23 protein-coding genes are annotated in these 22,140 nt (G+C 70.9%); 15 read left to right on the top strand and 8 right to left on the bottom strand.

Going from position 1 to position 22,140, the window contains the following annotated elements; genetic code table 11:
* The first annotated feature begins 373 nt into the window (after positions 1-373).
* From ACFUJ1_RS24020 to ACFUJ1_RS24010, 3 genes are all read left to right on the top strand, one after another.
* A complete protein-coding gene (locus ACFUJ1_RS24020) occupies positions 374-565 on the top strand; it encodes a hypothetical protein (protein WP_378648999.1) in 192 nt (63 codons plus the stop codon).
* On the top strand, positions 565-795 hold the full coding sequence (locus ACFUJ1_RS24015) for a hypothetical protein (protein ID WP_378648997.1): 231 nt from the start codon (positions 565-567) through the stop codon (positions 793-795). Before ACFUJ1_RS24020 ends, ACFUJ1_RS24015 begins: the two co-directional genes overlap by 1 nt.
* Before the next feature lie 489 nt (positions 796-1,284).
* A complete protein-coding gene (locus ACFUJ1_RS24010) occupies positions 1,285-2,148 on the top strand; it encodes a TIGR02391 family protein (protein ID WP_378648995.1) in 864 nt (287 codons plus the stop codon).
* A 428-nt stretch (positions 2,149-2,576) separates the two neighbouring features.
* On the opposite strand, the gene ACFUJ1_RS24005 is transcribed toward ACFUJ1_RS24010, so the two are convergent.
* Entirely contained in the window at positions 2,577-3,362 is a 786-nt protein-coding gene (locus ACFUJ1_RS24005) for a hypothetical protein (protein WP_378648993.1), read from the bottom strand.
* 126 nt (positions 3,363-3,488) lie between these two features.
* Between ACFUJ1_RS24005 and ACFUJ1_RS24000 the strand changes: the two genes are divergently transcribed.
* The 11 genes from ACFUJ1_RS24000 to ACFUJ1_RS23950 all read left to right on the top strand — a co-directional run bounded on the left by ACFUJ1_RS24000 (position 3,489) and on the right by ACFUJ1_RS23950 (position 15,952).
* The gene (locus ACFUJ1_RS24000; protein ID WP_378648991.1) at positions 3,489-4,529 is read left to right on the top strand and encodes a FecCD family ABC transporter permease; all 1,041 of its coding nucleotides are present in this window, start codon (positions 3,489-3,491) and stop codon (positions 4,527-4,529) included.
* Positions 4,526-5,644 carry a FecCD family ABC transporter permease gene (locus tag ACFUJ1_RS23995; RefSeq protein ID WP_378648989.1) on the top strand — a complete coding sequence of 373 codons (1,119 nt, stop codon included), beginning with the start codon at positions 4,526-4,528 and terminating at the stop codon, positions 5,642-5,644. Before ACFUJ1_RS24000 ends, ACFUJ1_RS23995 begins: the two co-directional genes overlap by 4 nt.
* Complete coding sequence (locus ACFUJ1_RS23990; RefSeq protein ID WP_378648987.1) at positions 5,641-6,492, top strand: ABC transporter ATP-binding protein; 852 nt, start codon at positions 5,641-5,643, stop codon at positions 6,490-6,492. Before ACFUJ1_RS23995 ends, ACFUJ1_RS23990 begins: the two co-directional genes overlap by 4 nt.
* Before the next feature lie 78 nt (positions 6,493-6,570).
* Complete coding sequence (locus ACFUJ1_RS23985; RefSeq protein WP_378648985.1) at positions 6,571-6,987, top strand: BlaI/MecI/CopY family transcriptional regulator; 417 nt, start codon at positions 6,571-6,573, stop codon at positions 6,985-6,987.
* Positions 6,988-7,049: 62 nt separating this feature from the next.
* Positions 7,050-7,988 carry a M48 family metalloprotease gene (locus ACFUJ1_RS23980; protein WP_378648983.1) on the top strand — a complete coding sequence of 313 codons (939 nt, stop codon included), beginning with the start codon at positions 7,050-7,052 and terminating at the stop codon, positions 7,986-7,988.
* A 282-nt stretch (positions 7,989-8,270) separates the two neighbouring features.
* Complete coding sequence (locus ACFUJ1_RS23975) at positions 8,271-9,833, top strand: DEAD/DEAH box helicase (protein WP_378649201.1); 1,563 nt, start codon at positions 8,271-8,273, stop codon at positions 9,831-9,833.
* A gap of 136 nt (positions 9,834-9,969) precedes the next feature.
* Positions 9,970-10,833, top strand: coding sequence for a DMT family transporter (locus ACFUJ1_RS23970; protein ID WP_378648981.1), 864 nt, complete (start codon positions 9,970-9,972; stop codon positions 10,831-10,833).
* Positions 10,834-10,852: 19 nt separating this feature from the next.
* Positions 10,853-12,289, top strand: a complete 1,437-nt coding sequence (locus ACFUJ1_RS23965; protein WP_378648979.1) for a GuaB1 family IMP dehydrogenase-related protein — start codon at positions 10,853-10,855, stop codon at positions 12,287-12,289.
* A gap of 258 nt (positions 12,290-12,547) precedes the next feature.
* Positions 12,548-13,933: a hemolysin family protein gene (locus ACFUJ1_RS23960; RefSeq protein ID WP_378648977.1), complete on the top strand. Its 1,386-nt coding sequence runs from the start codon at positions 12,548-12,550 to the stop codon at positions 13,931-13,933.
* Positions 13,926-14,990: a hemolysin family protein gene (locus ACFUJ1_RS23955; RefSeq protein WP_378648976.1), complete on the top strand. Its 1,065-nt coding sequence runs from the start codon at positions 13,926-13,928 to the stop codon at positions 14,988-14,990. The genes ACFUJ1_RS23960 and ACFUJ1_RS23955 overlap by 8 nt, the downstream gene beginning before the upstream one ends.
* A complete protein-coding gene (locus ACFUJ1_RS23950; protein ID WP_378648974.1) occupies positions 14,987-15,952 on the top strand; it encodes a 3-methyladenine DNA glycosylase in 966 nt (321 codons plus the stop codon). The genes ACFUJ1_RS23955 and ACFUJ1_RS23950 overlap by 4 nt, the downstream gene beginning before the upstream one ends.
* Here ACFUJ1_RS23950 and ACFUJ1_RS23945 read toward each other — a convergent pair.
* The 5 genes from ACFUJ1_RS23945 to ACFUJ1_RS23925 form a co-directional block, all read right to left on the bottom strand.
* Complete coding sequence (locus ACFUJ1_RS23945; protein ID WP_378648972.1) at positions 15,885-16,280, bottom strand: HEAT repeat domain-containing protein; 396 nt, start codon at positions 16,278-16,280, stop codon at positions 15,885-15,887. The two genes, ACFUJ1_RS23950 and ACFUJ1_RS23945, sit on opposite strands and share 68 nt — an antisense overlap.
* A 25-nt stretch (positions 16,281-16,305) precedes the next feature.
* Complete coding sequence (locus ACFUJ1_RS23940) at positions 16,306-17,580, bottom strand: polymorphic toxin type 24 domain-containing protein (protein WP_378648970.1); 1,275 nt, start codon at positions 17,578-17,580, stop codon at positions 16,306-16,308.
* Between the two features lie 10 nt (positions 17,581-17,590).
* Positions 17,591-17,890 carry a WXG100 family type VII secretion target gene (locus tag ACFUJ1_RS23935; protein ID WP_378648968.1) on the bottom strand — a complete coding sequence of 100 codons (300 nt, stop codon included), beginning with the start codon at positions 17,888-17,890 and terminating at the stop codon, positions 17,591-17,593.
* Positions 17,890-18,192 (bottom strand): WXG100 family type VII secretion target, encoded by a 303-nt coding sequence (locus ACFUJ1_RS23930; RefSeq protein ID WP_378648966.1) that lies wholly within the window; start codon positions 18,190-18,192, stop codon positions 17,890-17,892. The genes ACFUJ1_RS23935 and ACFUJ1_RS23930 overlap by 1 nt, the downstream gene beginning before the upstream one ends.
* Before the next feature lie 127 nt (positions 18,193-18,319).
* A complete protein-coding gene (locus tag ACFUJ1_RS23925; RefSeq protein ID WP_378648964.1) occupies positions 18,320-18,709 on the bottom strand; it encodes a hypothetical protein in 390 nt (129 codons plus the stop codon).
* A 241-nt stretch (positions 18,710-18,950) separates the two neighbouring features.
* Here ACFUJ1_RS23925 and ACFUJ1_RS23920 point away from each other — a divergent pair, with 241 nt between their 5' ends.
* The gene (locus tag ACFUJ1_RS23920) at positions 18,951-20,495 is read left to right on the top strand and encodes an LVIVD repeat-containing protein (RefSeq protein ID WP_378648962.1); all 1,545 of its coding nucleotides are present in this window, start codon (positions 18,951-18,953) and stop codon (positions 20,493-20,495) included.
* A gap of 7 nt (positions 20,496-20,502) precedes the next feature.
* On the opposite strand, the gene ACFUJ1_RS23915 is transcribed toward ACFUJ1_RS23920, so the two are convergent.
* A complete protein-coding gene (locus tag ACFUJ1_RS23915; RefSeq protein ID WP_378648961.1) occupies positions 20,503-21,075 on the bottom strand; it encodes a hypothetical protein in 573 nt (190 codons plus the stop codon).
* A gap of 265 nt (positions 21,076-21,340) precedes the next feature.
* Positions 21,341-22,102 carry an NAD(P)H-dependent oxidoreductase gene (locus tag ACFUJ1_RS23910; RefSeq protein WP_378648960.1) on the bottom strand — a complete coding sequence of 254 codons (762 nt, stop codon included), beginning with the start codon at positions 22,100-22,102 and terminating at the stop codon, positions 21,341-21,343.
* Positions 22,103-22,140 lie beyond the last annotated feature (38 nt).

The following is a 22,140-nucleotide window of genomic DNA, read 5'->3' as shown; positions in this document are numbered from 1 at the left end:
TGGCTGCCATTTCTACCCTAAACGTGGGCGGATTGCTGGAACGATGGATTAGTTACCGTGGATGACCCATTTCTAGTATTCCGGCGAGCAACCAAGCTGTCTACTGACCCTCGGGTCGGCCGATTCCTCGGTTACCGTTTCCCCCTTCGCGGGAGTCGGCCGCCCTCCTACAGGCACAGCAGAGGAGCAGGGGCGGCATGGTCACGATAGATGAACGATGGCTTGATTGCGCATTTGATCCCACACATTTAACCCGTGCCGAGGCCGAGCTGATAATGGGCTGGCACAAGCACCCGCCGGGCGACACGTGCGTCCTTCATTTAGCAGCGCTCGCTCATCTTTCCGAACCCAACTCGGGCGACGACTGGGAGTGATGGACGTGGATAGACACATCCGGATCAGATACGCCCGCGGGCCGATCTTCGACTACCGCATTAGCGACACCGCGGCCGCCGAGATTAAAGGCGTCCTCCGAGACTGGGTACCGGATGCGGTGATCACGGTCGACGACCACGTCACCGACGAGCTGCCCGTCATCCCCTGTGCCGCCCTCTGGGAGCCGTGATGTGGTGGACAGTCGGACTGGCCCTGCTCGCCATCTGCGCCGCGGTATGGTGGCTTCTCCACTATGTCGGCTGGCGCGATGATCCGGGACGCCACGCAGCCGGGCACGTCGATCCCGTGTCGCGTGACGTGGATTTTGAGCGCACCGATATTCTCCCCATTGTCCGGGAACATGACCCCACGCGGCACCAGCTCGCCCGTGCGGTGCGCCGCTGGCAGGAACTCACGTAGCCCACGTAAAAAGACGCCCCATATATGTGCCGATTGTAGAGGGTGAATACTCGCCGTTCTCGTAGATATTGCCGATGACGCGGCCTCGCCTCACGCAATCTCTGTCGGTGACCTCGTATGGGATGTGCACGTGCTGCCGCGACCGCTCGCTACCGAGCGGCTTCATCTTCTTCGAGTGCGCTTCGGTCCGGCAGATGCGTAGCGCCCAACGATCGTGATCCCAGATAACTCGCAAAACTAGGATTACAACTCTGTGGTGGTCGTTCGCGCAGCGATACCACGTCGAAGGCGCCCTTGGTGGGACTGATCGATCTGCCCAGCGCCGCCGGACGAGCCCTCGGCGCGCAGCCGGTCGACCGCCTGCGCGACGGTAAGCCCGACCAGCGACGGCAGTCGTTTGAACCGCCCCGATAACCCCTCGGAAGGTGTCGGTGTTTGTCGCTACGCTCATAACCGCCTGCGTGCAAACCGACCAGGGAGACCCAGATCGTGGCTGAGACCTACACCCCGCAGTACTTGCGTAGCGTGCTCGACGCTGTGAATCAATTCCGTGAGGCGCTATATGCCTTCGCTTTTCTGCATGACAGGGAAATGATCCGTCCGCCCTACGGGGAGTCTTCGGTCATAGAACTGGTAGCGAAGGAGGGTGTTTCGTCATTCCAGGTGTCCTCGCAACGTCGGCTGGTCAACGCGGCAGCCGGGCGAGCGAGTGAAGCAGTCACGATAGCGGACGCCCACATACCTGTACGCGGGGTGTCCGATTCAATGGACCCAATCACGCTGTGGCGATACATGATGGGCGAGAATCCCCTGTTCACGCCAGAGGAGATCCTCGACTGCGCCGACTATGTAACTGGCCGACTCGAGGCGCTGATTCAGCGCGCCGAGGGGCATGTACAGCCCTCGATGGGGCCAACTCAGTTGCACCCTCTCGTGTGGGGCGCGGCCGGGAAGCTCTGGGGCATCGGGGAATACCGCCGGGCGGTCGCTGCGGCCTGCGACGCTGTCGAGCACCATGGACGGAACATCACCAGCAGGTTCGATATAGATGGCACACCCCTCTGGGATCAGGCGTTCTCGCCTGCGCCGCCACAACAAGGGAAACCGCGGCTGCGCTGGCCCGGCGACGCTGAGCACAAGTCGGTCAAGAACATGAACAGCGGCCTAACGAAGTTTGCTCCGGGCGTTCAGATGACGATCCGAAACGATGCGACGCATGGACAGGGCGTCAGCGAGTACAGCGAGCAAGAGGCGCTGGAACGGCTGGCCGCGCTGAGCCTGCTCACCCGCTGGGTCGACACCTGTCAGTTGGAGGAAGCGGACGAGCCAGCCGCCCAGGTTCTATTGGTCTGAGTTCATCTCTCGCTGCCGAATGTGCCTGTAGTCCGACCAGGCCGAACTCACCTACGCCACCCGCTGGCTCGACACCGGTGGACTCATGACGGCGGCCGACTGGTGCCGAGTATGTCCGCGCCCGTCCTGGCACGGCAACACTCATAGATATCGGCAGTGAACTGGTCGCGCTCGCCAACGGCTCGACCCCCGATCCGATACGGCGCGGGCGGTATACCGCCGCCCGCGCGGTGGCGGATCTCCGCACTCGGATCGAGCACCACTCGGTAACCGGCCCGATGCATGTCCAAGCTCACCGACCAGACGGTCTGCGGTTCCTCTGGCTCTCGGGCAGGGCAGCGTTCGTGTACAGACCAGCCCGCTGCGGGAAGCACAGCGCGGCGAACATCAACCCGGACGATGCCGCGCTGCAGCGGAACTCCCGCGCGTCAGCGCACCAGGCAGCCGATGCTGCGCCGCAGCGGAAGCCCTCGGCCTTCGAGGGCGTGCAGGAAACCGTGGCCGCGGCGGGCGCCCTGTGCGGGGTCCGTCCCGGCCAGGGCGGGGACATAGGTCGCCGCCCCGGCGATGGACTCCCCCACCAGCGCCCAGAACCGCCGGGGCGTCAGCCCGGCGCAGTCGCTCAGCGCATCGAGCACCAGCTCGAGCGCCGGCTCGCAGCGATGCGCCAACCACAGGAACATGGCCTCCTCGCAGGGCAGCGCGATCGCCCCGGACTCGCGGGCGATCCGATCCCCGTCCAACACCCGGATGCTGGTGTCGGAGAGCCCGGCCCAGTCGATCCCGCCGTCGTTGTCGGTGTGGATCCACAGGTTCTCCAGCCCCGGATCCCAGGCCCGCCCGTCGGCGACCAGCGCCGCCGTCACCCGCCCGACCACCGCGTGGATCAGCGCCGTCGCCACCACCTCGGCGGCGACCTCGCTGCGCACCATCTCCTCGGCGTGCCGCCGATACATGACCTCGATCCGCCCCTCGCGCAGCCCGTCGGCCAGCCGCCACCACCGCCGCTTGCCCTGGTCGGCCATGGCGGCGACGGCGTAGACCCGCGGGTGCTCCGGCTGCAGCGCGCGCAGCCGGTTGCCGACCCGGGCGAACGCCTGCTCCGGCCGGCGCGGGCTGCCGGGATGCCATTGCTCGAATCCGATCTCCCCGCGCCGGACAGCCGCATTCCGAAGACCGTCGGACAGGCAACGGTCGGACATGATCTCGGTCATCGGACCTCCTCGGCGCGAGCCCGGTGAGAACAGGGCTCCGGTAACGGGATGTAGCTCAAAGATAGGTTAGGCTTACCAGACTTGTCGGTACTTGCACCACCGTTGAAGCAGGAGAGAATTTTTGCCGTGACCGGACTCCCCTCGCTCGCACGGCGCCGCCGCACCGGCCTGCTGGTGCTACTCGCCCTGCTCGCGCTCGCCGCGGTGGCGGGCATCGCGGTCGGCACCCGCTTCCTCGACCCGCTCACCGTGTACCGCGCGGTCCGCGACGCACTCACCTGCCCAGGGGGGCCGTTCAGCTGCCCAGCCGGCTCCACCGAGGCCGAGATCGTGCGCGGCCTCCGCTTCCCGCGCACGGTGCTCGCGCTCTTCGCCGGCTGCGCACTGGGCGTCGCGGGCGCGCTGGTCCAGGGCTACACCCGCAACCCGCTGGCCGACGCCGGACTGCTCGGGCTGAACGCGGGCGCCGCCTTCCTGGCCGCGCTCGCCGTCTACCTCTTCGCCTTCACCGCACCGGAGCAGTACATCTGGTTCGCCTTCGCGGGCGCGCTGCTGGCCGGGCTCGCGGTCTTCGCCGTCTCGTCGGCGGGCGGGGCGAGCCCGCTCACCCTGATCCTGGCAGGCGCGGCCATGACCGCCTTCCTACAGGCCATGACGAATGCCGTTGTCCTGCTGGACGCCACCGCGCTGGACACCTACCGCTTCTGGGTGGTCGGCACCGTGGCAGGCCGGGACGCCGAGGTCTTCTGGCAGGTCGTCCCGTTCCTGCTGTTCGGCCTGGTCCTGGCCGCGGCCGCCGCACCGGGGCTGAACCTGCTCAGCCTCGGTGACGACGTCGCGCGCGGCCTCGGCGTGAACGTCACCAGGAATCGGGCGCTCGGCTTCGCCGCGGTGGTGGTGCTCTGCGGCGCGGCCACCGCCGCGGTCGGGCCGATCTCGTTCCTCGGCCTCGTGGTCCCGCACCTGGCCCGGGTCTTCACCGGGCCGGACTACCGGCTGCTGCTGCCCTGGTCCGGGCTGCTCGGCGCGTTGGTGCTGCTCACCGCCGACATCCTGGGCCGGGTGGTGGCCAGGCCGGGCGAACTGCAGGTCGGCGTGATGCTGGCCGCGGTCGGCGCGCCCTTCTTCGTCCTGCTGGTCCGCCGCCGGAAGCTGGTGAGCCTGTGAGCATCTCCGCCCCGCACGACCCGGAGCTGGCGAAGGAGAACCTGCGCGCGGTGCGCAGGCCGCTGCGCACCGCGCGCTTCTCCACCGTGCTCCGGCCCGCCCTGCTGCTCACCGTGCTGGCGCTGAGCGCGCTGCTGGTCGTGCTCTTCTGCGTGGATATCGCGGTCGGCGAGACCACACTGCCGCTGGGCCGGGTGCTCGATGTGCTGTCCGGCGGCGGCACCCGCTCGCAACGCTTCATCGTGCTCGACTCCCGGCTGCCGCGGGCGCTCACCGCGGTCGTGGTCGGCACCGCGCTCGGGCTCGCGGGCGCGCTCACCCAGTCGATCCTGCACAACCCGCTGGCCAGCCCGGACATCCTCGGCATCACCTCCGGCGCCGGGCTCGGCGCGGTCGCCGTCGTGGTCGGCACCGGCGGCGCGGCCGGCGGGCTGCTCGCCACGCTCGGCACCCCGCTGGCCGCGCTGGCGGGCGGGCTGCTCACCGCCGTCGCCATCTACCTGCTCGCCTGGGGCCGCAGCGCCGCCGGCGAGCGCGGCGCCACCGGGCTGCGGCTGGTGCTGATCGGCATCGGCGTCAACGCCTTCCTGCTCTCGGCGATCAGCTACCTGCTGACCCGCGCCGACCTGGAGCAGGCGACCAGGGCGCAGCTCTGGCTCACCGGCTCGGTGAGCAACACCGACACCGGCAAGCTCGTCCCGGTCGCGGTCGTCACCGGCGTGCTGCTCGTGGTCGCGGCCTGCTCCGCCCGCACCCTCGCGGCGCTGCGGATGGACGCCGAGACCACCCGCGGCCTCGGCGTCCGGATCCAGGCGCAGCAGGCGCTGCTGATCGGCATGGCGGTGCTGGCCGCGGCGATGGCCACCGCGGTGGCCGGGCCGATCGGCTTCGTCGCGCTGGCCGCGCCGCAGCTGGCCCGCAGGCTGCTGCGCACCCCGGGCGAGCCGGTGGTCGGGTCGGCGCTGGTCGGCGCGATCCTGGTGGTCGGCTCGGACATCGTCGCCCGCACCCTGATCCCGGTCGACCTGCCGGTCGGCATCGTGACGGCGGCGCTGGGCGGGCCGTTCCTGCTGTTGTTGCTCGTGCGGATGAATCGGAAGGCCACCGTCTCATGACCAGCGCTGAACACCACCTCACCGCGGAGGGGGTCACCCTCGGGTACGGCGATCGGGTGATCGTCGACGGGCTGAACCTGGAGATCGCGCCCGGCGTCGTCACCACCGTGATCGGGCCGAACGGCTGCGGCAAGTCGACGCTGCTGCGCTCGCTCGGCCGGCTGCTCCGGCCCAGCGCCGGGCAGGTCGTGCTGGACGGCAAGGCCATCTCGGCCATGCGCACGAAGGACGTCGCGCGGATCGTCGGCATGCTGCCGCAGACCCCGATCGCCCCCGAGGGGCTCACCGTCGCCGACCTGGTGGCGCGCGGGCGGCACCCGCACCAGTCCTGGATCCAGCAGTGGTCGGCAGGCGACGAGGACGCGGTCGCCGTCGCGCTGGCCCAGACCGGCATCGCCGACCTGGCCGATCGCCCGCTGGACGAGCTCTCCGGCGGCCAACGCCAGCGCGCCTGGATCTCCATGGCGCTGGCCCAGGGCACCGACATCCTGCTGCTCGACGAGCCGACCACCTACCTCGACCTCGCGCACTCGCTCGAGGTGCTCGACCTGGTCGACCGGCTGCACGACGACTTCGGCCGCACCGTCGTCATGGTGCTGCACGACCTGAACCTCGCCATCCGCTACAGCGACCGGCTGGTGGTGATGGCCGACGGCCGGATCGTGGCGCAGGGCGCCCCGGCCGCGATCGTCACCCCCGAGCTGCTGCGCGAGGTGTTCCGGCTGGAGGCGACGGTGCTGGCCGACCCGATGTCGGGGCGGCCGCTGGTCGTCCCGATCGGCGCCAGGCACGTGCACGGCAAGCCCGGCGCCGACGCTCCCACGAAGACCGACGCGCACCACGGGTGATCGATCCCACACCAGTTATTCCTTGGTTACGACACCCTGTAGTACGCCTTCGTGTCGTTGAGTCCCTAGAATCGAGGGATGGCAGGTCTGGGTGAACTCGAAAAAGCGGTCATGAACCAGTTGTGGTCGGCCGACGAACCGCAGACGGTACGGCAGGTGCACGAGGCCTTGGCCGCGCGCCGCGAGCTCGCCTACACCACCGTGATGACGGTGCTGCAGCGGCTGGCGAAGAAGAACCTGGTCGTGCAGCGCCGGGACGACCGGGCGCACCGGTACGCCCCGGTGCACACCAGGGACGAGCTCGTGGCCAGCCTCATGGTCGACGCGCTGCAGCAGGCCGACGCCGCGGGCAGCCGCGCCGCCGCCCTGGTGCACTTCGTCGAGCAGGTCGGCCCGGACGAGGCGGACGCGCTGCGCGAGGCGCTGGCCAAGCTCGAAGCCGTCGACCCGCCGAAGAACGAAACCGGGAACGACAGCGCACCGTCCCCGCAGTAGGCTCGACACCGGCCTCACAATGCCGTGAGCGTCCTGGTCCCACAACGCAGTGAGCTGAGTCGATGAACGCAACCGCGCCGGTCTTCGCCGGTCTCGCCTTGCTTCTCGCCGGACCGGCCCCCGCCCTGCTCAGCCGGGCGAGCTGGCCCTACCGCGCGCCGCGGGCAGCCCTCGTGCTCTGGCAGGCCATCGCGCTCGCCGCGGTGCTCAGCGCCTTCGGCTCCGGGCTCGCCATCGCGAGCGAGCTGCTCGTCCCCGGCCCGGACGGCAGGCCGACCACCTCGCCCACCCGCGAGATCGACGCGCTCGGGTTCCCGCTCTGGGTCGCCTACATCACCGTCTTCGCGCTCACCCTGCTGGTCGGGGCGCGGCTCATCTGGGCCGCCGTCCGGGTCGGCGTGCACACCAGGCGCAGGCGGTCGCGGCACCGCATGCTGGTCGACCTGCTCGATCAGAGCGGCGACACCCGCAGGGCCGCCGACATCCGGGTGCTTGCCGCCACCGAGCCGATCGCCTACTGCCTGCCCGGGCTGCGGCAGCGGGTGGTGCTCAGCGAGGGCACGCTGACCAACCTGGCCGACCCGGAGATCACCGCCATCGTCAGCCACGAGCGCTCGCACCTGCGGGCCAGGCACGACCTGGTGCTGGAGGCGTTCACCGCCGTGCACGAGGCCTTCCCCCGCGTGGTGCGCAGCAAGGCCGCGCTCGGGTCGGTGAAGCTGCTCATCGAGCTGCTCGCCGACGACTCCGCGGTCAAGGTCACCGGCCCGACGCCGCTGGCCCGCGCCCTCGTGGCCTGCGCCAAATCCACCGCGCCGCAGGGCGCGCTCGCCGCGGGCGGCCCGACCACGCTGATCCGGATCCAGCGGCTCGCGGGCCCCGGCGGCGACCCGCGGACCGCGCTCGCCGCCTACCTCGGCTCGGCCGCCATTCTCGTGGTCCCGACGCTCGCCGTCGCGGTGCCCTGGCTGCAGGAGCTGAGCCGGCTCTTCCGCGGCTGAGCGAGACTCGTACCACTCGGTTCGGCTTTTCCGACCATGATCGCCTATCCTGGGGGTTCCGGCCTGTCGCCGGGCCCGGATGCGATGCTCTTCCGCTACCGGCCCCGGACGCGCGAGCGAGCCGGGCCAGGGCCGCCGGACGGCGGTATTCCCTGCGGGCGGACCATTCCGCGATTTCTCGCGCCGGCCCGACGGGTGCGCAGCAGCACCCCCCGCATCACGCGACGACACCGCCGCGTGCTCTTTCGTGAAAGGTTCTTCGTGACCTCCCCTTCCCCTGCCGTGCCCACCTTCGCCGAGCTCGGCCTCCCGGCCGTGCTCGTGCAGGCGTTGCGGCGCGCGGGTTTCGACTCCCCGTTCCCGATCCAGGCCGCCGCCATTCCGGATGTGCTGGCCGGCCGGGACGTGCTCGGCCGCGGGCCGACCGGCTCCGGCAAGACCCTCGCCTTCGGGCTGCCGATGCTGGTGCGGCTCAGCGGATCTCCCGCCAAGCCGGGCCGCCCGCGCGGCCTCGTCCTCGCCCCCACCCGTGAGCTGGCCGCGCAGATCGAGCGCGCGCTGGAGGAGCCCGCGCTCGCCCTCGGGCTCCGCGTCGCCTCCGTGGTCGGCGGCGCGCCGATCGGCAGGCAGTCCGCCCGGCTCGCCCGCGGCGTCGACCTGCTGGTCGCCACCCCCGGCCGGCTCGCCGACCTGATCAACCAGGGCGCGGCGAACCTCTCCGACGTGGCCGTCACCACCCTGGACGAGGCCGATCACATGGCCGACCTCGGCTTCCTGCCGCAGGTCACCAAACTGCTGGACAAGACCCCGAAGAACGGGCAGCGGCTGCTCTTCTCCGCCACGCTCGACCGCGGCGTCGACAAGCTGGTGCAGCGCTACCTGACCGACCCGGTCACGCACTCCACCGCGCCCGCCGAGGCCGCCGTCTCCACCATGTCGCACCACCTGCTGGTGACCACCAAGGCGGACAAGCGGCAGGTGCTCGCCGAGATCGCCTCCCGCGAGGGGCTCACCATCCTGTTCGTGCGCACCAAGCACGGCGCCGACCGGCTGGCCAAGCAGCTGCGCGCCTCCGGTGTCGCGGCGGGCGCGCTGCACGGCGGCAAGGCGCAGAACAACCGGGTCCGCACCCTGGCGGCCTTCGCCGACGGCTCGGTCCCGGTGCTGGTCACCACCGACCTGGCGGCCCGCGGCATCCACGTGGACGGCATCTCGCTCGTCGTGCACGCCGACCCGCCCATCGAGCACAAGGCCTACCTGCACCGCGCCGGGCGCACCGCGCGCGCCGGTGAGGTCGGGGTCGTCGTCACGATCGCCATGGAGGAGGAGCGCTCCGACACGATCGCCATGACCCGCAAGGCCGGGCTCGACCTGAAGCCGACGCCGGTGCGGCCGGGCGACGCGACGCTGATCCGGATCACCGATGCCCGCACCCCGAGCGGCATTCCGCTGCCGACCCCGGGAGTGCCCGCGCAGCAGCAGGTTTCGGCCGATGGCGGCGCTACCAGGGCGCCGCGGCGGCGCAATCGCGGTGGTGGCGGCGGTGGCGGTGGTGCTCGCCAGGGTGAGGCCGCGCGCGGTCAGCGCTCCGGCGCTCCCCGCCGCGAGCGCGCCGCCGGTGGCGAGCAGGCCGCGCGGCCGAGCACGGGCGGCGCACGGCAGGGCCAGCGGTCCGCCGGGGCGCAGGCCGAGCCGGGCACCCGCTCCGGCGGCAGCCGCACCGGAGCCGCCCGCACGCACGCCGGTGGCTCGCGCGGCGGCGACGCCCGCACGAGCTCGCGCGCGAGCGACCACGGCGCCTCCGGCGGCCGTCGCCGCGCCAGCCGGAGCGTCGGCGCCCCGTAGGCGTTCGCGCAGCGGCGCCGAACCCGCGCTGTGAACGACACGCCCGGACCTTCCGACACGCCGTGAAGGTCCGGGCACCGCGGCGGTTCCCCGCCGCACCGCGCGGCCGACCGCAATTACCGGGCAAACTATCCGGATGACCGGACACCCGGCGGCCGCCGTCGCCTGCGCCCTCCTCGCCGCGCTGCTGTTCGCGGTGGCCGCGGTGACGCAGCAGCGCTCGGCCGCCGCCGTCCCCGACGACCAGCCGCTCGTCTCCAGCCTGCTGCGCAACCCGCGCTGGCTCGCCGCGACCATCGGCGACGCGGGCGGCTACGCCCTCCAGGTGGTCGCGCTGACGCTCGGCGCCGTGCTCCTGGTGCAGCCGATCCTGGTCAGCGCGCTGATCTTCGCGCTCCCGCTCGCCGCCCGGCTGGACCGCCGCCGGATCGACACCGGCTCGATGGTGGCAGCCGCCGCGCTCACCGTCGCGCTGGCGAGCTTCCTGATCATCGGCAAGCCGACCGACGCCGACGACATCGCCCCGACCAGGAACTGGCTGCTCCCCAGCATCGTCCTGCTGGCGCTGATCGCGCTCGCCGTTGTCTCCGCCCTCGCCGCGGAGACCACCCCCGCCGCCCGCGCCCTGCTGCTCGGCACCGCGTCCGGCTCGCTCTACGGCTTCGCCGTCGCGCTCACCGACTCGACGATGGCCGGGCTGCGCCACGGCATCCCGCACATCCTCACCGGCTGGCAGCTCTACGCCCTGATCGCGGCCGGGCTGCTCGGCGTCTACCTCCAGCAGCGCGCCTTCCAGGCGGGGCCGCTCTCCGCCTCGCTGCCCGCGCTCACCATCGCCGAGCCCCTGGTCGCGGTGGTCTTCAGCCTCACCGTGCTCGGCGAACGGCTGCGCGCGGGCCCGGTCGCGCTCGGCGTCTGCGCGGTCGCGGTGGTGGTCATGCTGGTGACCACGCTGATCCTCTCCCGCTCGCAGGCCGCGGCCGTCCCGGACCCGGCCTGAACTCGGTACCATCGGACGAGTGCAGTTCCTTCCCGGTCAGAAGCCGCCCTACGACCTGACCTACGACGACGTCTTCCTGGTCCCGAACCGGACCGAGGTGGCGTCCCGGTTCGACGTCGACCTCGCGACGGCCGACGGCTCCGGCACCACCATCCCGCTGGTCGTGGCGAACATGACCGCCGTCGCCGGGCGCCGCATGGCCGAGACGGTCGCGCGCCGCGGCGGCATCGTGGTGCTGCCGCAGGACCTGCCCCTCGCCGCCGCCGCGAGCACCATCGCCTTCGTCAAGAGCCGCTCGCTCACCGCCGACACCCCCGTCAGCCTGGATCCCGACCACTCGATCTCCGAGGCGATCGCGCTCATCCACAAGCGCGCGCACGGCGCCGTCGTCGTGGTGGACGGGGGCCGCCCGGTCGGCGTCGTCACCGAGGCGGCCTGCGCCGACGTGGACCGCTTCGCCCGGCTGCGCGAGGTGGCCGCCACCGACTTCGTGCAGGTCCCGGTGGAGACCTCGCCGCGCGCCGTCTTCGACGCGCTGGAGGCCGCGCACGCCGAGCTCGCGGTGCTCACCGCGCCGGACGGCACCCTGGCAGGCATCCTCACCCGCACCGGCGCGGTCCGGGCCGGGATCTACGCCCCCGCGGTCGACGCCCGCGGCGCGCTCCGGGTGGCCGCGGCCGTCGGCATCAACGGCGATGTCGCGGCCAAGGCCAAGGCGCTCGTCGACGCGGGCGCCGACCTGCTCGTCATCGACACCGCGCACGGCCACCAGGCCAAGATGCTCGAAACCCTGCGCGCCGTCGCCGATCTCGGCCTCGGCGTGCCGCTGGTGGCTGGCAACGTGGTCTCCGCCGATGGCACCCGCGATCTGGCCGCGGCAGGCGCCGACATCGTGAAGGTCGGGGTCGGCCCCGGCGCCATGTGCACCACGCGGATGATGACCGGCGTCGGCCGCCCGCAGTTCTCCGCGGTGGCCGAGTGCTCCGCCGCCGCACGGGAACTCGGCGTGCACGTGTGGGCCGACGGCGGCGTGCGGCACCCGCGCGACGTCGCGCTCGCGCTCGCCGCGGGCGCGGCCAACGTGATGATCGGCTCCTGGTTCGCCGGCACCTACGAATCCCCCGGCGACCTGCGGATCGACCGCGACGGCAATGCCTACAAGGAGAGCTTCGGCATGGCCTCCAAGCGCGCCGTCGCCGCCCGCACCGCCGCGGACAGCGCCTTCGACCGGGCCCGCAAGGGGCTCTTCGAGGAGGGCATCTCCAGCTCCCGGATGCGGCTCGACCCCGAGCGCCCCGGCGTCGAGGACCTGATCGACCACATCTGCTCCGGCGTGCGCAGCGCCTGCACCTACGCGGGCGCCCGCTCACTCGCCGAGCTGCACGAGCGCGCGGTGCTCGGCGTGCAGTCGGCGGCCGGTTTCGCGGAGGGCCGCCCGCTGCCGAGCGGCTGGTGAGGTGGCCGGGGGTGGCACCGGGGGCGCGGGCGCGCGCCCGGTAGCATGACGATCGTCGACACCGCAGTCCGTCCGGCACCGTCATCGCAGCCGCTTCCGGCAGCGCAGCCGGCGGCCACGGCGCCGATACGCCGGAGAATGCGCCACCGTTCCCGAAAGGATCCGCTTGTCACCCGCGTCCGAGGGCGCCACTCAGGAGGGCTCCTCTACCGAGCCGGGTGATATCCCCGGCTTCCCGATCGCTCCCGCGCCGGGGCGGTGGTGACCGTGCTCGGCATTCTGCTCACCGTGCTCAGCCTGCTCGGCTTCGTCGCGCTGACCGCGGGCACCGCGCTCTTCGTCGCCGCCGAGTTCTCGCTGACCGCGCTGGAACGCAGCACCGTCGAGGCGCACGCGCGCACCGGCGACCGCCGCTCCCGGATGGTGCGCAACGCGCACCGCACGCTCTCCTTCCAGCTCTCCGGCGCCCAGCTCGGCATCACCATCACCACGCTGATCACCGGCTACATCGCCGAGCCGGTGCTGGCCCGGCTGCTGCACCCGATCTTCACCGCGGTCGGCGCCTCGGAAGCGGCCGCCTCCGGCATCGCGCTGGCGCTGGCCCTGGTCCTGGCCACCTCGCTCTCCATGATCTACGGCGAGCTGGTGCCGAAGAACATCGCCATCGCCGTTCCGCTCGCCGCCGCGCGCGCCACCGCCGGGCCGATGATCGCCTTCTCCGTGGTCTTCTCCTGGATGATCCACTTCCTGAACAACACCGCCAACCTGGTGGTCCGCCGGCTCGGCATCGAGCCCGCCGAGGAGCTGCGCTCGGCCCGCTCCCCCGAGGAGCTCGGCTCGCTGGTGCGCACCTCCGCGCTGCGCGGCGCACTGGACCAGCGCACCGCCCAGATCATCGAGCGCTCGCTGCGGTTCGGCAGCCGCAGCGCCGAGGATCTGATGACCCCGCGGGTCAAGGTGGAGTCGCTCGACCGCGACGACACCATCGCCGACCTGCTCGCCGCCGCCGCCCGGACCGGCTACTCCCGCTTCCCCATCGTCGACGGCGACCTGGACAACACCATCGGCGTCGTGCACGTCAAGCAGGCGTTCAGCCATCCCGCCGCGACCAGGCACACCGTCAAGCTGCGGCTGCTGGCCCGCCCGGTCCCGGTGGTCCCGGACAGCCTGGACGGCGACGAGGTGCTCGACCGGGTGCGCGCGCACGGCATGCAGGTCGCGCTGGTCGAGGACGAGTACGGCGGCACCGCGGGCATCGTCACCATGGAGGATCTGATCGAGGAGATCCTCGGCGACGTCAGGGACGAGCACGACGAGGAGGAGCGCGAGATCCGCAAGGTCGCCGACGGCTGGGACTGCTCCGGGCTGCTCCGGGTCGACGAGATCTTCCACGCCACCGGCTACCAGGCCCCCGACGGCGAGTACGAGACCCTCGGCGGGCTGGTCCTCGCGGTGCTCGGCCGGATTCCGGCCGCGGGCGACCGGGTGGTGCTGCCGCCCCCGCCGCACGGCTTCGGCTCCGACGGCCACGACGGCGGCTGGATCGCCAGGGTGGAGCGCATGGACGGCAGGCGCATCGACCGGATCCGGCTGCTGCCGGTGCCCGCCGACGAACTGGTGATCGGGGAGCGCGACCATGGGTGACCTCTTCGGCGTCGCGCTCACCGTGGTGCTGCTCGCGGGCAACGCCTTCTTCGTCGGCGCGGAGTTCGCGCTCATCTCGGCCCGCCGGGACCGGCTGGAGGCGCTCGTCGCGCAGGGAAAGCGCAACGCGGACACCGTGATCCGGGCCGCCGCGAACCTCTCCATCATGCTGGCCGCCGCCCAGCTCGGCATCACCATCTGCTCGATCCTGCTCGGCCGGGTCGGCGAACCCGCCGTGGCGCACCTGCTGGAGCGGCCGTTCGAGCTGGCCGGGCTGCCCGAGGGGTTGCTGCACCCGGTGTCGTTCGCGCTCGCGCTCGCCATCGTGGTGGTGCTGCACATCCTGTTCGGCGAGATGATCCCGAAGAACATCGCGCTGGCGGGCCCGGAGCGGGTCGCGCTGCTGCTCGTCCCCGCGCACCTGATGTGGCTGCGCATCGCCAAACCGCTGATCGCCTTCTACAACCTCTGCGCCAATCTCTCGCTGCGGCTGCTTCGCGTCGAGCCCAAGGACGAGCTGGATGCCACCGTCTCCAGCGAGGAGCTCGCCGAGATGATCGGCGAGTCCCGCTCCGAGGGGCTGCTCGACGAGGACGAGCACCGCCGCCTCACCCAGGCGCTCGGCAACTCGGAGCGGATCGTCCGCGAGGTCATGGTGCCGCTCGCCGACACCCGCACAGTCCCGCTGCGCGGCGACGGGACCACGCTCGGCGACATCGAGGCCGCCGTCGCCGAGACCGGGTTCTCGCGGTACCCGGTGCGCGCCCGCGAAGGGTCGCTGATGGGGTATCTGCACATCAAGGACGTGCTGGACAAGGTGGTCGATCAGCAGGCGGGGCCGGAGACCGTCATCCCGCGCACCGACATCCGGCCGCTGCCGACGGTGAGCGCCGGGACCACGCTGTTCGAGGCGCTGGCCCGCCTGCGGCGAACCAACAGCCACCTCGGGCGGGTGGTGGACAGCAGGGGGACCACCGTCGGGATCGTGGCGCTGGAGGATCTGGTCGAGGAGTTCGTCGGGACGGTCAGGGACACGACGCACCGGGTCGCGGAGTGAGCTCCGCTTCCCTCCGTTCAGCGGGGACGGGGACCGCAGTCCCCGACCACGCGCCCCTCCGCCGCGCCGCGTGGCACGAACTCGCCGCCGCGCACCGCGACCGGATCGAAGCCCTGGTCGGCCCCTACCTCCGCCGCCGCGCCGCCGGTGAGAAGCACCCCGTGCTCGACTTCCTCTTCACCTACTACGGCCACAAACCCGGCCAGCTCCGCCGCTGGCACCCCGGCTTCGGCACCGCCCTCGCCGACTCGCCCGAGTACGCGGAAGTCCGCGGCTACCATGCGATCGCCCCCGGCTGCCACACCGCCGACCCCGCCTTCCTAGCCCGCCGCCGCGACACCGTCTCGTTCGTCGCTACCCTGCTCCGCGCCACCGCCGACCGCCAACCCCGCCTCTCCTGCTTCGGCCTGCACGAGTGGGCGATGGTCTACCGCACCGACGACACCCGCCACGCCACCCCCCTCCGTCTGGGACGCACCGGCACCGACCGGGTAGTCGAATCCCTCGACCTCCGCTGCACCCACTATGACGCCTACCGCTTCTTCACCCCCGACGCGGTGGGCCGCAACGACCTCGCCCTGACCCGCGAACAGCAGGTAACCAGCGAACAACCCGGCTGCCTGCACGCAGGCATGGACCTCTACAAGTGGGCCTTCAAACTCACCCCCCTCCTCCCCTCCCCCCTCGTGCTGGAGTGCTTCGAACTCGCCTGCACCGCCCGCGAACTCGACATGCGCGCCAGCCCCTACGACCTCTCCCCCTACGGCTACACCCCGGTCCCCATCGAGACCCCCGCCGGCCGAGCCGACTACGTCCGCGCCCAATCCGACCTGGCCCGCCGAGCCCTCCCCCTCCGCCGTGCCCTCCTCGAGCACTGCGACCACCTGCTCGAGGTCAGGCCGGAAACTCTCCACCGAAGAGCTGCTCCAACTGCTCCAGTCCGGACAGTCCGTCCGCAGTGAGAGCGGCCGGCATTCCCCGAGCCGTCTCCAAAATCGGCTGCTCTTCGAAGATCTGCAGCTCCCGGAGCCGGTAGGCCATGTAGTCCGCATCCCCGTCCTCGGCCCGCCGCCCGAGCTCCTCGAGCACGGCCACGAGACCGGCCCGCCCACCGAATCGGGCCAGCGACTCCGCCGCCTCCTGCTGCACCGCGATGTCGTCATCGCCCAGCAGCGCCGTCAGGGTAGCCAGCGCGTCCACCGCCGGAAGCAGTGCGCCGAGCGCTCGCGCCGCATCGCGGCGGACGGCCCAATCGGGCGAGTTCGAGTCTTCGTGGGCCGGCTCCGGCATCATCGGCTTCTTTCGTCGCGGCGGGTCACGGTATCTCGTCGGGCCGGGCGGGGCGTACTTCTTTGCTTTCGCGGACGTAGATGCGGCCGTTCGGTGCTTGATCGTGCACCATCTCGACGACATGCGGTGTCGGCACGTTACCGTGCGGCCGCCCCGTCAAGTCCACCCGCTTGATGCCCCGGCCGTTCTCGTCGAACTCTACGTAGTTGACAATATTGCCCGAGGGATCACGCTTGACGATGTAGCCGTTCGGTGGACCGTTGTCGATGGTGATATTGCCTTTGGTTATGTAGGGCGAGTTGTCCAATTTCTCCCGAAGCGTCGCGCCACTCCCGGCGCCCGGATTCTGCGCACCATCGACCGTGATCGCCTGCCGATCTCTGATCTCGTCGGCAGCCGACCGCACGGGCTGGAAGTCGGACGGCCGCACCGACAGATACGAGTTTCTTCGCATCTCGGCGAACTCGGACACAGCGCTCGTCAGGCTCGCACGCAGGAGGTTGCGGGAGAGTCTGAAGGCCGCCTGCGCACCGAAGCGCAATTCCAGGGCGTTCGGCGAGGGGAAGTATTCGAAACTCGCCATCGTCCCGGCCAGCTGCTCGATCGCCGCCCGCGGAAGCGTCCGCTCCCGCAGCGCGGTCAGCTCCGTGTGCTGTTCGCCGATGAAAGCCGACAACACCACGCACTCGGCGAAGACGTCGACGACAGCGGTCCTGAGATCCTCGAGGTCCTCGACAATTCCCGGCGCGTCCTCCGCGTCGAGTGCGGCGAATTCGGCACCCAGCCGTTGCAGGTCGATGGTCACCTCCTGCGCCCGCTCGTGCAGCTGCTCCCACGCGTCCTTCGCGTTCTGCAGGTCGTCGGTGTCTCCATCGGGGGCGACGACCTGCAGCCCGATATTGTCGACGAGTCCGTGCCCGCTGCCGAACTTCGTGATCAGCGCGCCGATGTCCACGGTTCCGGCGCGCTCCGGCGGTGCCATGGCGGGCTGCTCCGGAACAGCCGGTTTCGGGGCGGGAGCCGCGTTGTACTCGCCGATGGCGTGATTGAAACCCACCTGGTTCAGGAGCACCGCGTAGTTGTCGAGGGCAGGTAGCAGCGAGTCGTACACCATCCGGAACACGCCCTGTGTCCACGGATCGTATTTTCCGCACCAATCACGCCCGACTTCGTCGGTGCCACCGGCCTGTTCGGCGGCGCGCAGTGCCCGGGCCGTGTGCGCGAAGTAGCCGTCGATATCGTTCGCGGTCTCCAGGCACGACCGAGCGGCGGCGTAGTAGATCGCCGGATCGCCTTCCACCTCGAGCGCCCTACCGTCCGCGCCCGACCATCTTGCTGTTCGCGATACCGACCTGCGTGTAAGCGGTGTGCGCCTGCTCCGCGTCGCGGCGCAGGGTTTCGACAGCGGCCGTAACCCCGGCGACCCCCGCCGCCCAGTCGCGATGCGCCTCCTCGAAGGCGATTCCCGCTGCCCCCGACCATGTCGCCGAGAGCGCCCGGACGCGCCGCTCCAGCTCGTCGAGCTGCTGGGTGAGGAATTCCTGGTAGGCGGTCAATCTCGACGTGAGCGCCTCGAGATCACGCAGCTCCACCGAGTATCCATCGGCCATCAGACGTCCAGGAAGGTGAACTCGTCGGCGCTGTCGCCTTCCTGCCCGCGAAATGTCTCAGCGGTGACGCCGAGTTTGCCGGCGAGTTCGAACAGCTCGTCCCAGACCGTCCGCGCGGAATCCCGCATCTCGCGCCATCCAGCGGAGTAGGACTCCGCCGAACTACCCTTCCAGGAGTGCAGCAGAGCTTCGACCTCACTGTCGAGGACGTCGGCGCTGGAACGAAGACCGGTCGCAACCTCGTAGGCGAATCGCCCGACAGCGAGTATCTCGTCCGGAACCACCGCTATTTCGTCACTCATCGCTCCCCCTCCGAGCCCGTGTGAGCACAGCATACGGGCCATCCGGCCGGAGGTCGGTACCCGCGAATCATGGAGTGGGCCACTTGCTCCGGGGACGATCGCGCGGCGCACAACCCGGCTGACTCCGCTACCGATCCTCGTCGAGCGTGGCCACCCGGACCTCCGCCGCGTGCACCGGATCCTCCCGCGGTTCCGCGTCGATCGACCCGGACAGCAGGCTGTAGACGGCCCGCTCGCCGTCGTGCAGTACCCCGTCCCCGCCGTCGGTGACGCGGAAGGACGAGTAGCTGCGCACCGGCAGGTCGGCGCGCCACACCACGGCGCTTCCAGCGCGGACGGCGAAGACGCCGTGCGTCTCGAGGCGGAGGGAGCCGGCGGCGCCCGCCGCCCAGGTGACCGTGCCGTCCCGGTGGCGGATGACCGCGCGCCCGTCGGCGTCGTAGCACAGGCTCCACTCGCTCGACGGCGCGCGCACCGGCTCGTCCAGTTCATCGAAGAGCAGCAACAGGTCCGACATCGCACACTCCGGAACGTTCGGTAACTTGATACGTTACTTCGGCACTGTAACAAACCTTTTCGCCGACATCCGGCACTCCGGGATCATCGGCGCCGATGGCCTGCCCGGTCACGAGCGGGGCGCGAGCGCGCCGCGCAGCCGCTCGCTCACCGTCGCCATCACGGTCCGGACATTCCGCCCCCGACCGGGCATCTCCCGTCGTACCATCCAACTGTCTGAGATGGACGAAAGGGGTGCGACGATGCACCGAGCCCAGATCCTGCTCGCGACCCTGATCCTCGCGATCCTGACCACCCCGGGCGTCGTCTCGGCGCAACCCGATTTCAACACCCAACTCCGAGAATTCCTCGACGTGGGAACAACGTCCGTCCCTCGTGCCGACTGCGGCCCGGACGACCTCCCCGAGCCCGGCCTGCAGGGCGACGTCCCGGCCCGGGACCGGGACTCGGGGCGCAGCACCCTCGGCTACCGCTGCAACATGTCCCTGGCGGGCAGCTGGGCGGGCCGCGGCGCGGGTATCACCTCGACCAGCTTCGAGCACTGCGCCTACCTGGGCAGCTTCTTCCCCGGCGCGCTGCTCGGCGAGACCAGGGGCGTGCAGGTGCTGGACGTCTCCGATCCGGCGAACCCGCGCCCGACGGTCACGCTCACCGAACCCGCGATGCTGGCGGGCACCTGGGAGTCACTGAAGGTGAACGCGGAGCGGAAGCTACTGGTGGGAACCGGTGTTCCGCTGCTGATCGGCGCCGGCTTCCTGTCCGTCTACGACATCTCGGACTGCGCGCACCCGCGGCTGCTCAACCCGGGCCCCGGCACCGACCCGCTGCAACCGCTGCCGATCACCACGCACGAGGGCGGTTTCTCGCCGGACGGCAACACCTACTGGTCGTCGGGGATCGTGCCCGGCCTGCTCAGCGCCGTCGACCTGACCGACCCGACCCGTCCGCGGGTGATCTGGCAGGGCGTCGCCGGGATGGAGGCGCACGGCTTGGGCGTCAGCCCGGACGGTAACCGGCTCTACCTCTCCGCGCTCGGCGGGTTCACGGTGCTCGACGTCTCCGCGATTCAGCGGCGCGACCCGAATCCGCAGGTCCCGCACCTGGGCCGGGTGTTCTGGACCGACGGCTGGGCCACCCAGCACAGCATCCCGGTGACCTACGACGGCCACCCGTACCTGTTCACGGTGGACGAGGGCGGCTCCGGCGGGGTCAAGCTCGTCGATATCGCCGACGATGCCGCGCCGGACGTGGTCGGCAAGATCAAGCTGGAGATCAACCTGCCGCAGAACCTGGACAGCAATATCGGATCGTCCATGGGCGGTTCGGTCTTCGCGTACGAGTCGCACTACTGCACCGCCGACCGGCCGGCGAATCCGACGGCGCTGGCCTGCGGCTGGATCTCCTCCGGCATCCGCGTCTTCGATGTGCGCGACCCGTGGAACATCCGGGAGATCGCCTACTACAATCCGCCCGCGCGCACCGACCGGAACCTGAGCCTGTGGAACTCCCCGCACGCGCTCGCCTCGCTCACCGGCATCCCGCTCATGAGCGGCCCCTCGGCGCTGCGCGCCGTCCTTGACGGCCAGTTCTCCGCAGCCGACGCGCTCACCCCGCGCACCGGGCGGCTACTCTTCGGCGACGTCTCCACCGACTGGTGCCTCTCCCCGCCGGAGTGGCGCGGCAACCAGCTGTACGTGTCCTGCTCGGACAACGGCTTCCTGGTGCTGAACCTGGACGGCGACGTCTACACGCCGCCGCCGGACCAGCGCTCGACCGTCGGCTCCTGAGCGCGGCTCAGCCGACCTCGGTAAACTTGTACCAGCCGTTGTACCACGAGCTGTACTCGATGGCGGGGGCGCCCGCCACCTCGGTATCGGCGTTCGGCTGCCCGTCGGGGAACCAGGCGAACCCGTTCGACTCCTGCGACTCGGCGTCCAGGTAGAAGAAGCAGCCGCCCTGCTTCGGTCCGACGAAGCGGAAGGTGTAGACGCCGAGCCGGGTGCGGTCCGGCCCCGGCGCCTCGCACGACTCCGCGCGCCCCTCCAGCGTGTTCACCGACACCCGCCACCCGGCGCGCTCCGGCACGTTCTGCCATACCGCGACCCCGAGCACCGCGATGACCAGCAGCGATCCCAGCGCGCCGAGCGGCGAGCGGTAGCGGACGATGCTGACCAGCCAGGTGATCAGCGCGAGGAATCCGAGCACGCCGAGCGCCCCGAAGAGCGCGGTCCGAACCGGAAGCGTGCCCTCGGCGCCGAGCTGCCAGAAAAGCAGCGCGCCCACCACGATCACGGCGAAGAGCAGCAGGAATGTCCAGACCCGGAACCAGGTGGGGCGGCGACGCCGCTGGGTCGCAACCGAATTCATGTCCGTCACCCTAAGGGGTATGGCCGGTTCCGGAGACCCGAAACCCCCGGGTCCGGCCGCCGCCGCAGCGGTGGTGGCGGCCGGAGCCGGGGGTCGGATCGCGAGGCGGATGCCTCAGCCGGACATCACAGCGGGGGGAACCCCGCCGAGCCGGTCGCGGCCCAGTTCCAGAACTCCGCGGCACGGTTGGCCAGCAGCGCGAAGATGTCGAGAACAACGCTTCCCATGTGCTTTCCTCCAAACGATCGGATAATGCGGCACCAGCCTAGCGACCGCGCACGTGCAGCCCGAAACCCCCGGTACCGGGAACCTCGCGTCCCGGCACCAGCCGCAGCGCTCGGTCGTAGTCCCCGCCCGCCTGCCTGCGGTACCGGATCGGCTCGGTCCGCTCCAGCTCGGAAAGCCGCCCGCGCAGCTGCCCGGCCAGCTCGGCGAAGCGCTCGTCGTCCACCCGGATGGCGCCGTGCGCGACGAAGGGCGGCAGCACATCCATCCCCGGGTAGTACAGAATGCCGTGCTGGATGGGGAAGAGCAGCTCGTCGATCGGGCCGTTGATGCCGCGTTCGGAGTACGCGGGCTCGCGCCCGCCCACCGCGACCACCAGCATGCCGCGCTTCCCGGCCAGGATGCCGTCGCCATAGCGGGGAATCGCGGTTCCGCCCGCGCCATAGGCGAAGCCACAGGTGAAGACCCGGTCCACCCAGCCCTTCAGAATGGCGGGCAGGGAGAACCACCAGAGCGGGAAGTGCAGCAGCACGGCGTCGGCCCGGAGCAGCTTCTCCTGCTCGGCGCGAATATCGGCGGCCAGCGTGCCGGTTGTGTAGGCCGCGCCGGAGGCGAGCATGAAGGTGCGCTCGGTCACCTCGCCGAAATCGGCGGCGTCGGCGCTCGCCTTCCAGCCGGCGGCATAGAGGTCGCTCACGACCACCTCGTGACCGTCGGCGCGGAGCTGCTCGACGGCAACGTCTTTCAGTGCTCCGGTGAGCGAATCGGGTTCGGGATGGGCGTACACGATCAGAACCTTCATGCCCCGGACAACGCGAACGCCCCCGGCCGGATTCCGGC

It is taken from the genome of Nocardia sp. NPDC057227 (assembly GCF_042669725.1).
In the GTDB taxonomy this organism is placed as follows: Bacteria; Actinomycetota; Actinomycetes; order Mycobacteriales; family Mycobacteriaceae; genus Nocardia; species Nocardia asteroides_A.
This window is presented reverse-complemented; position numbering and strand designations above follow the sequence as displayed.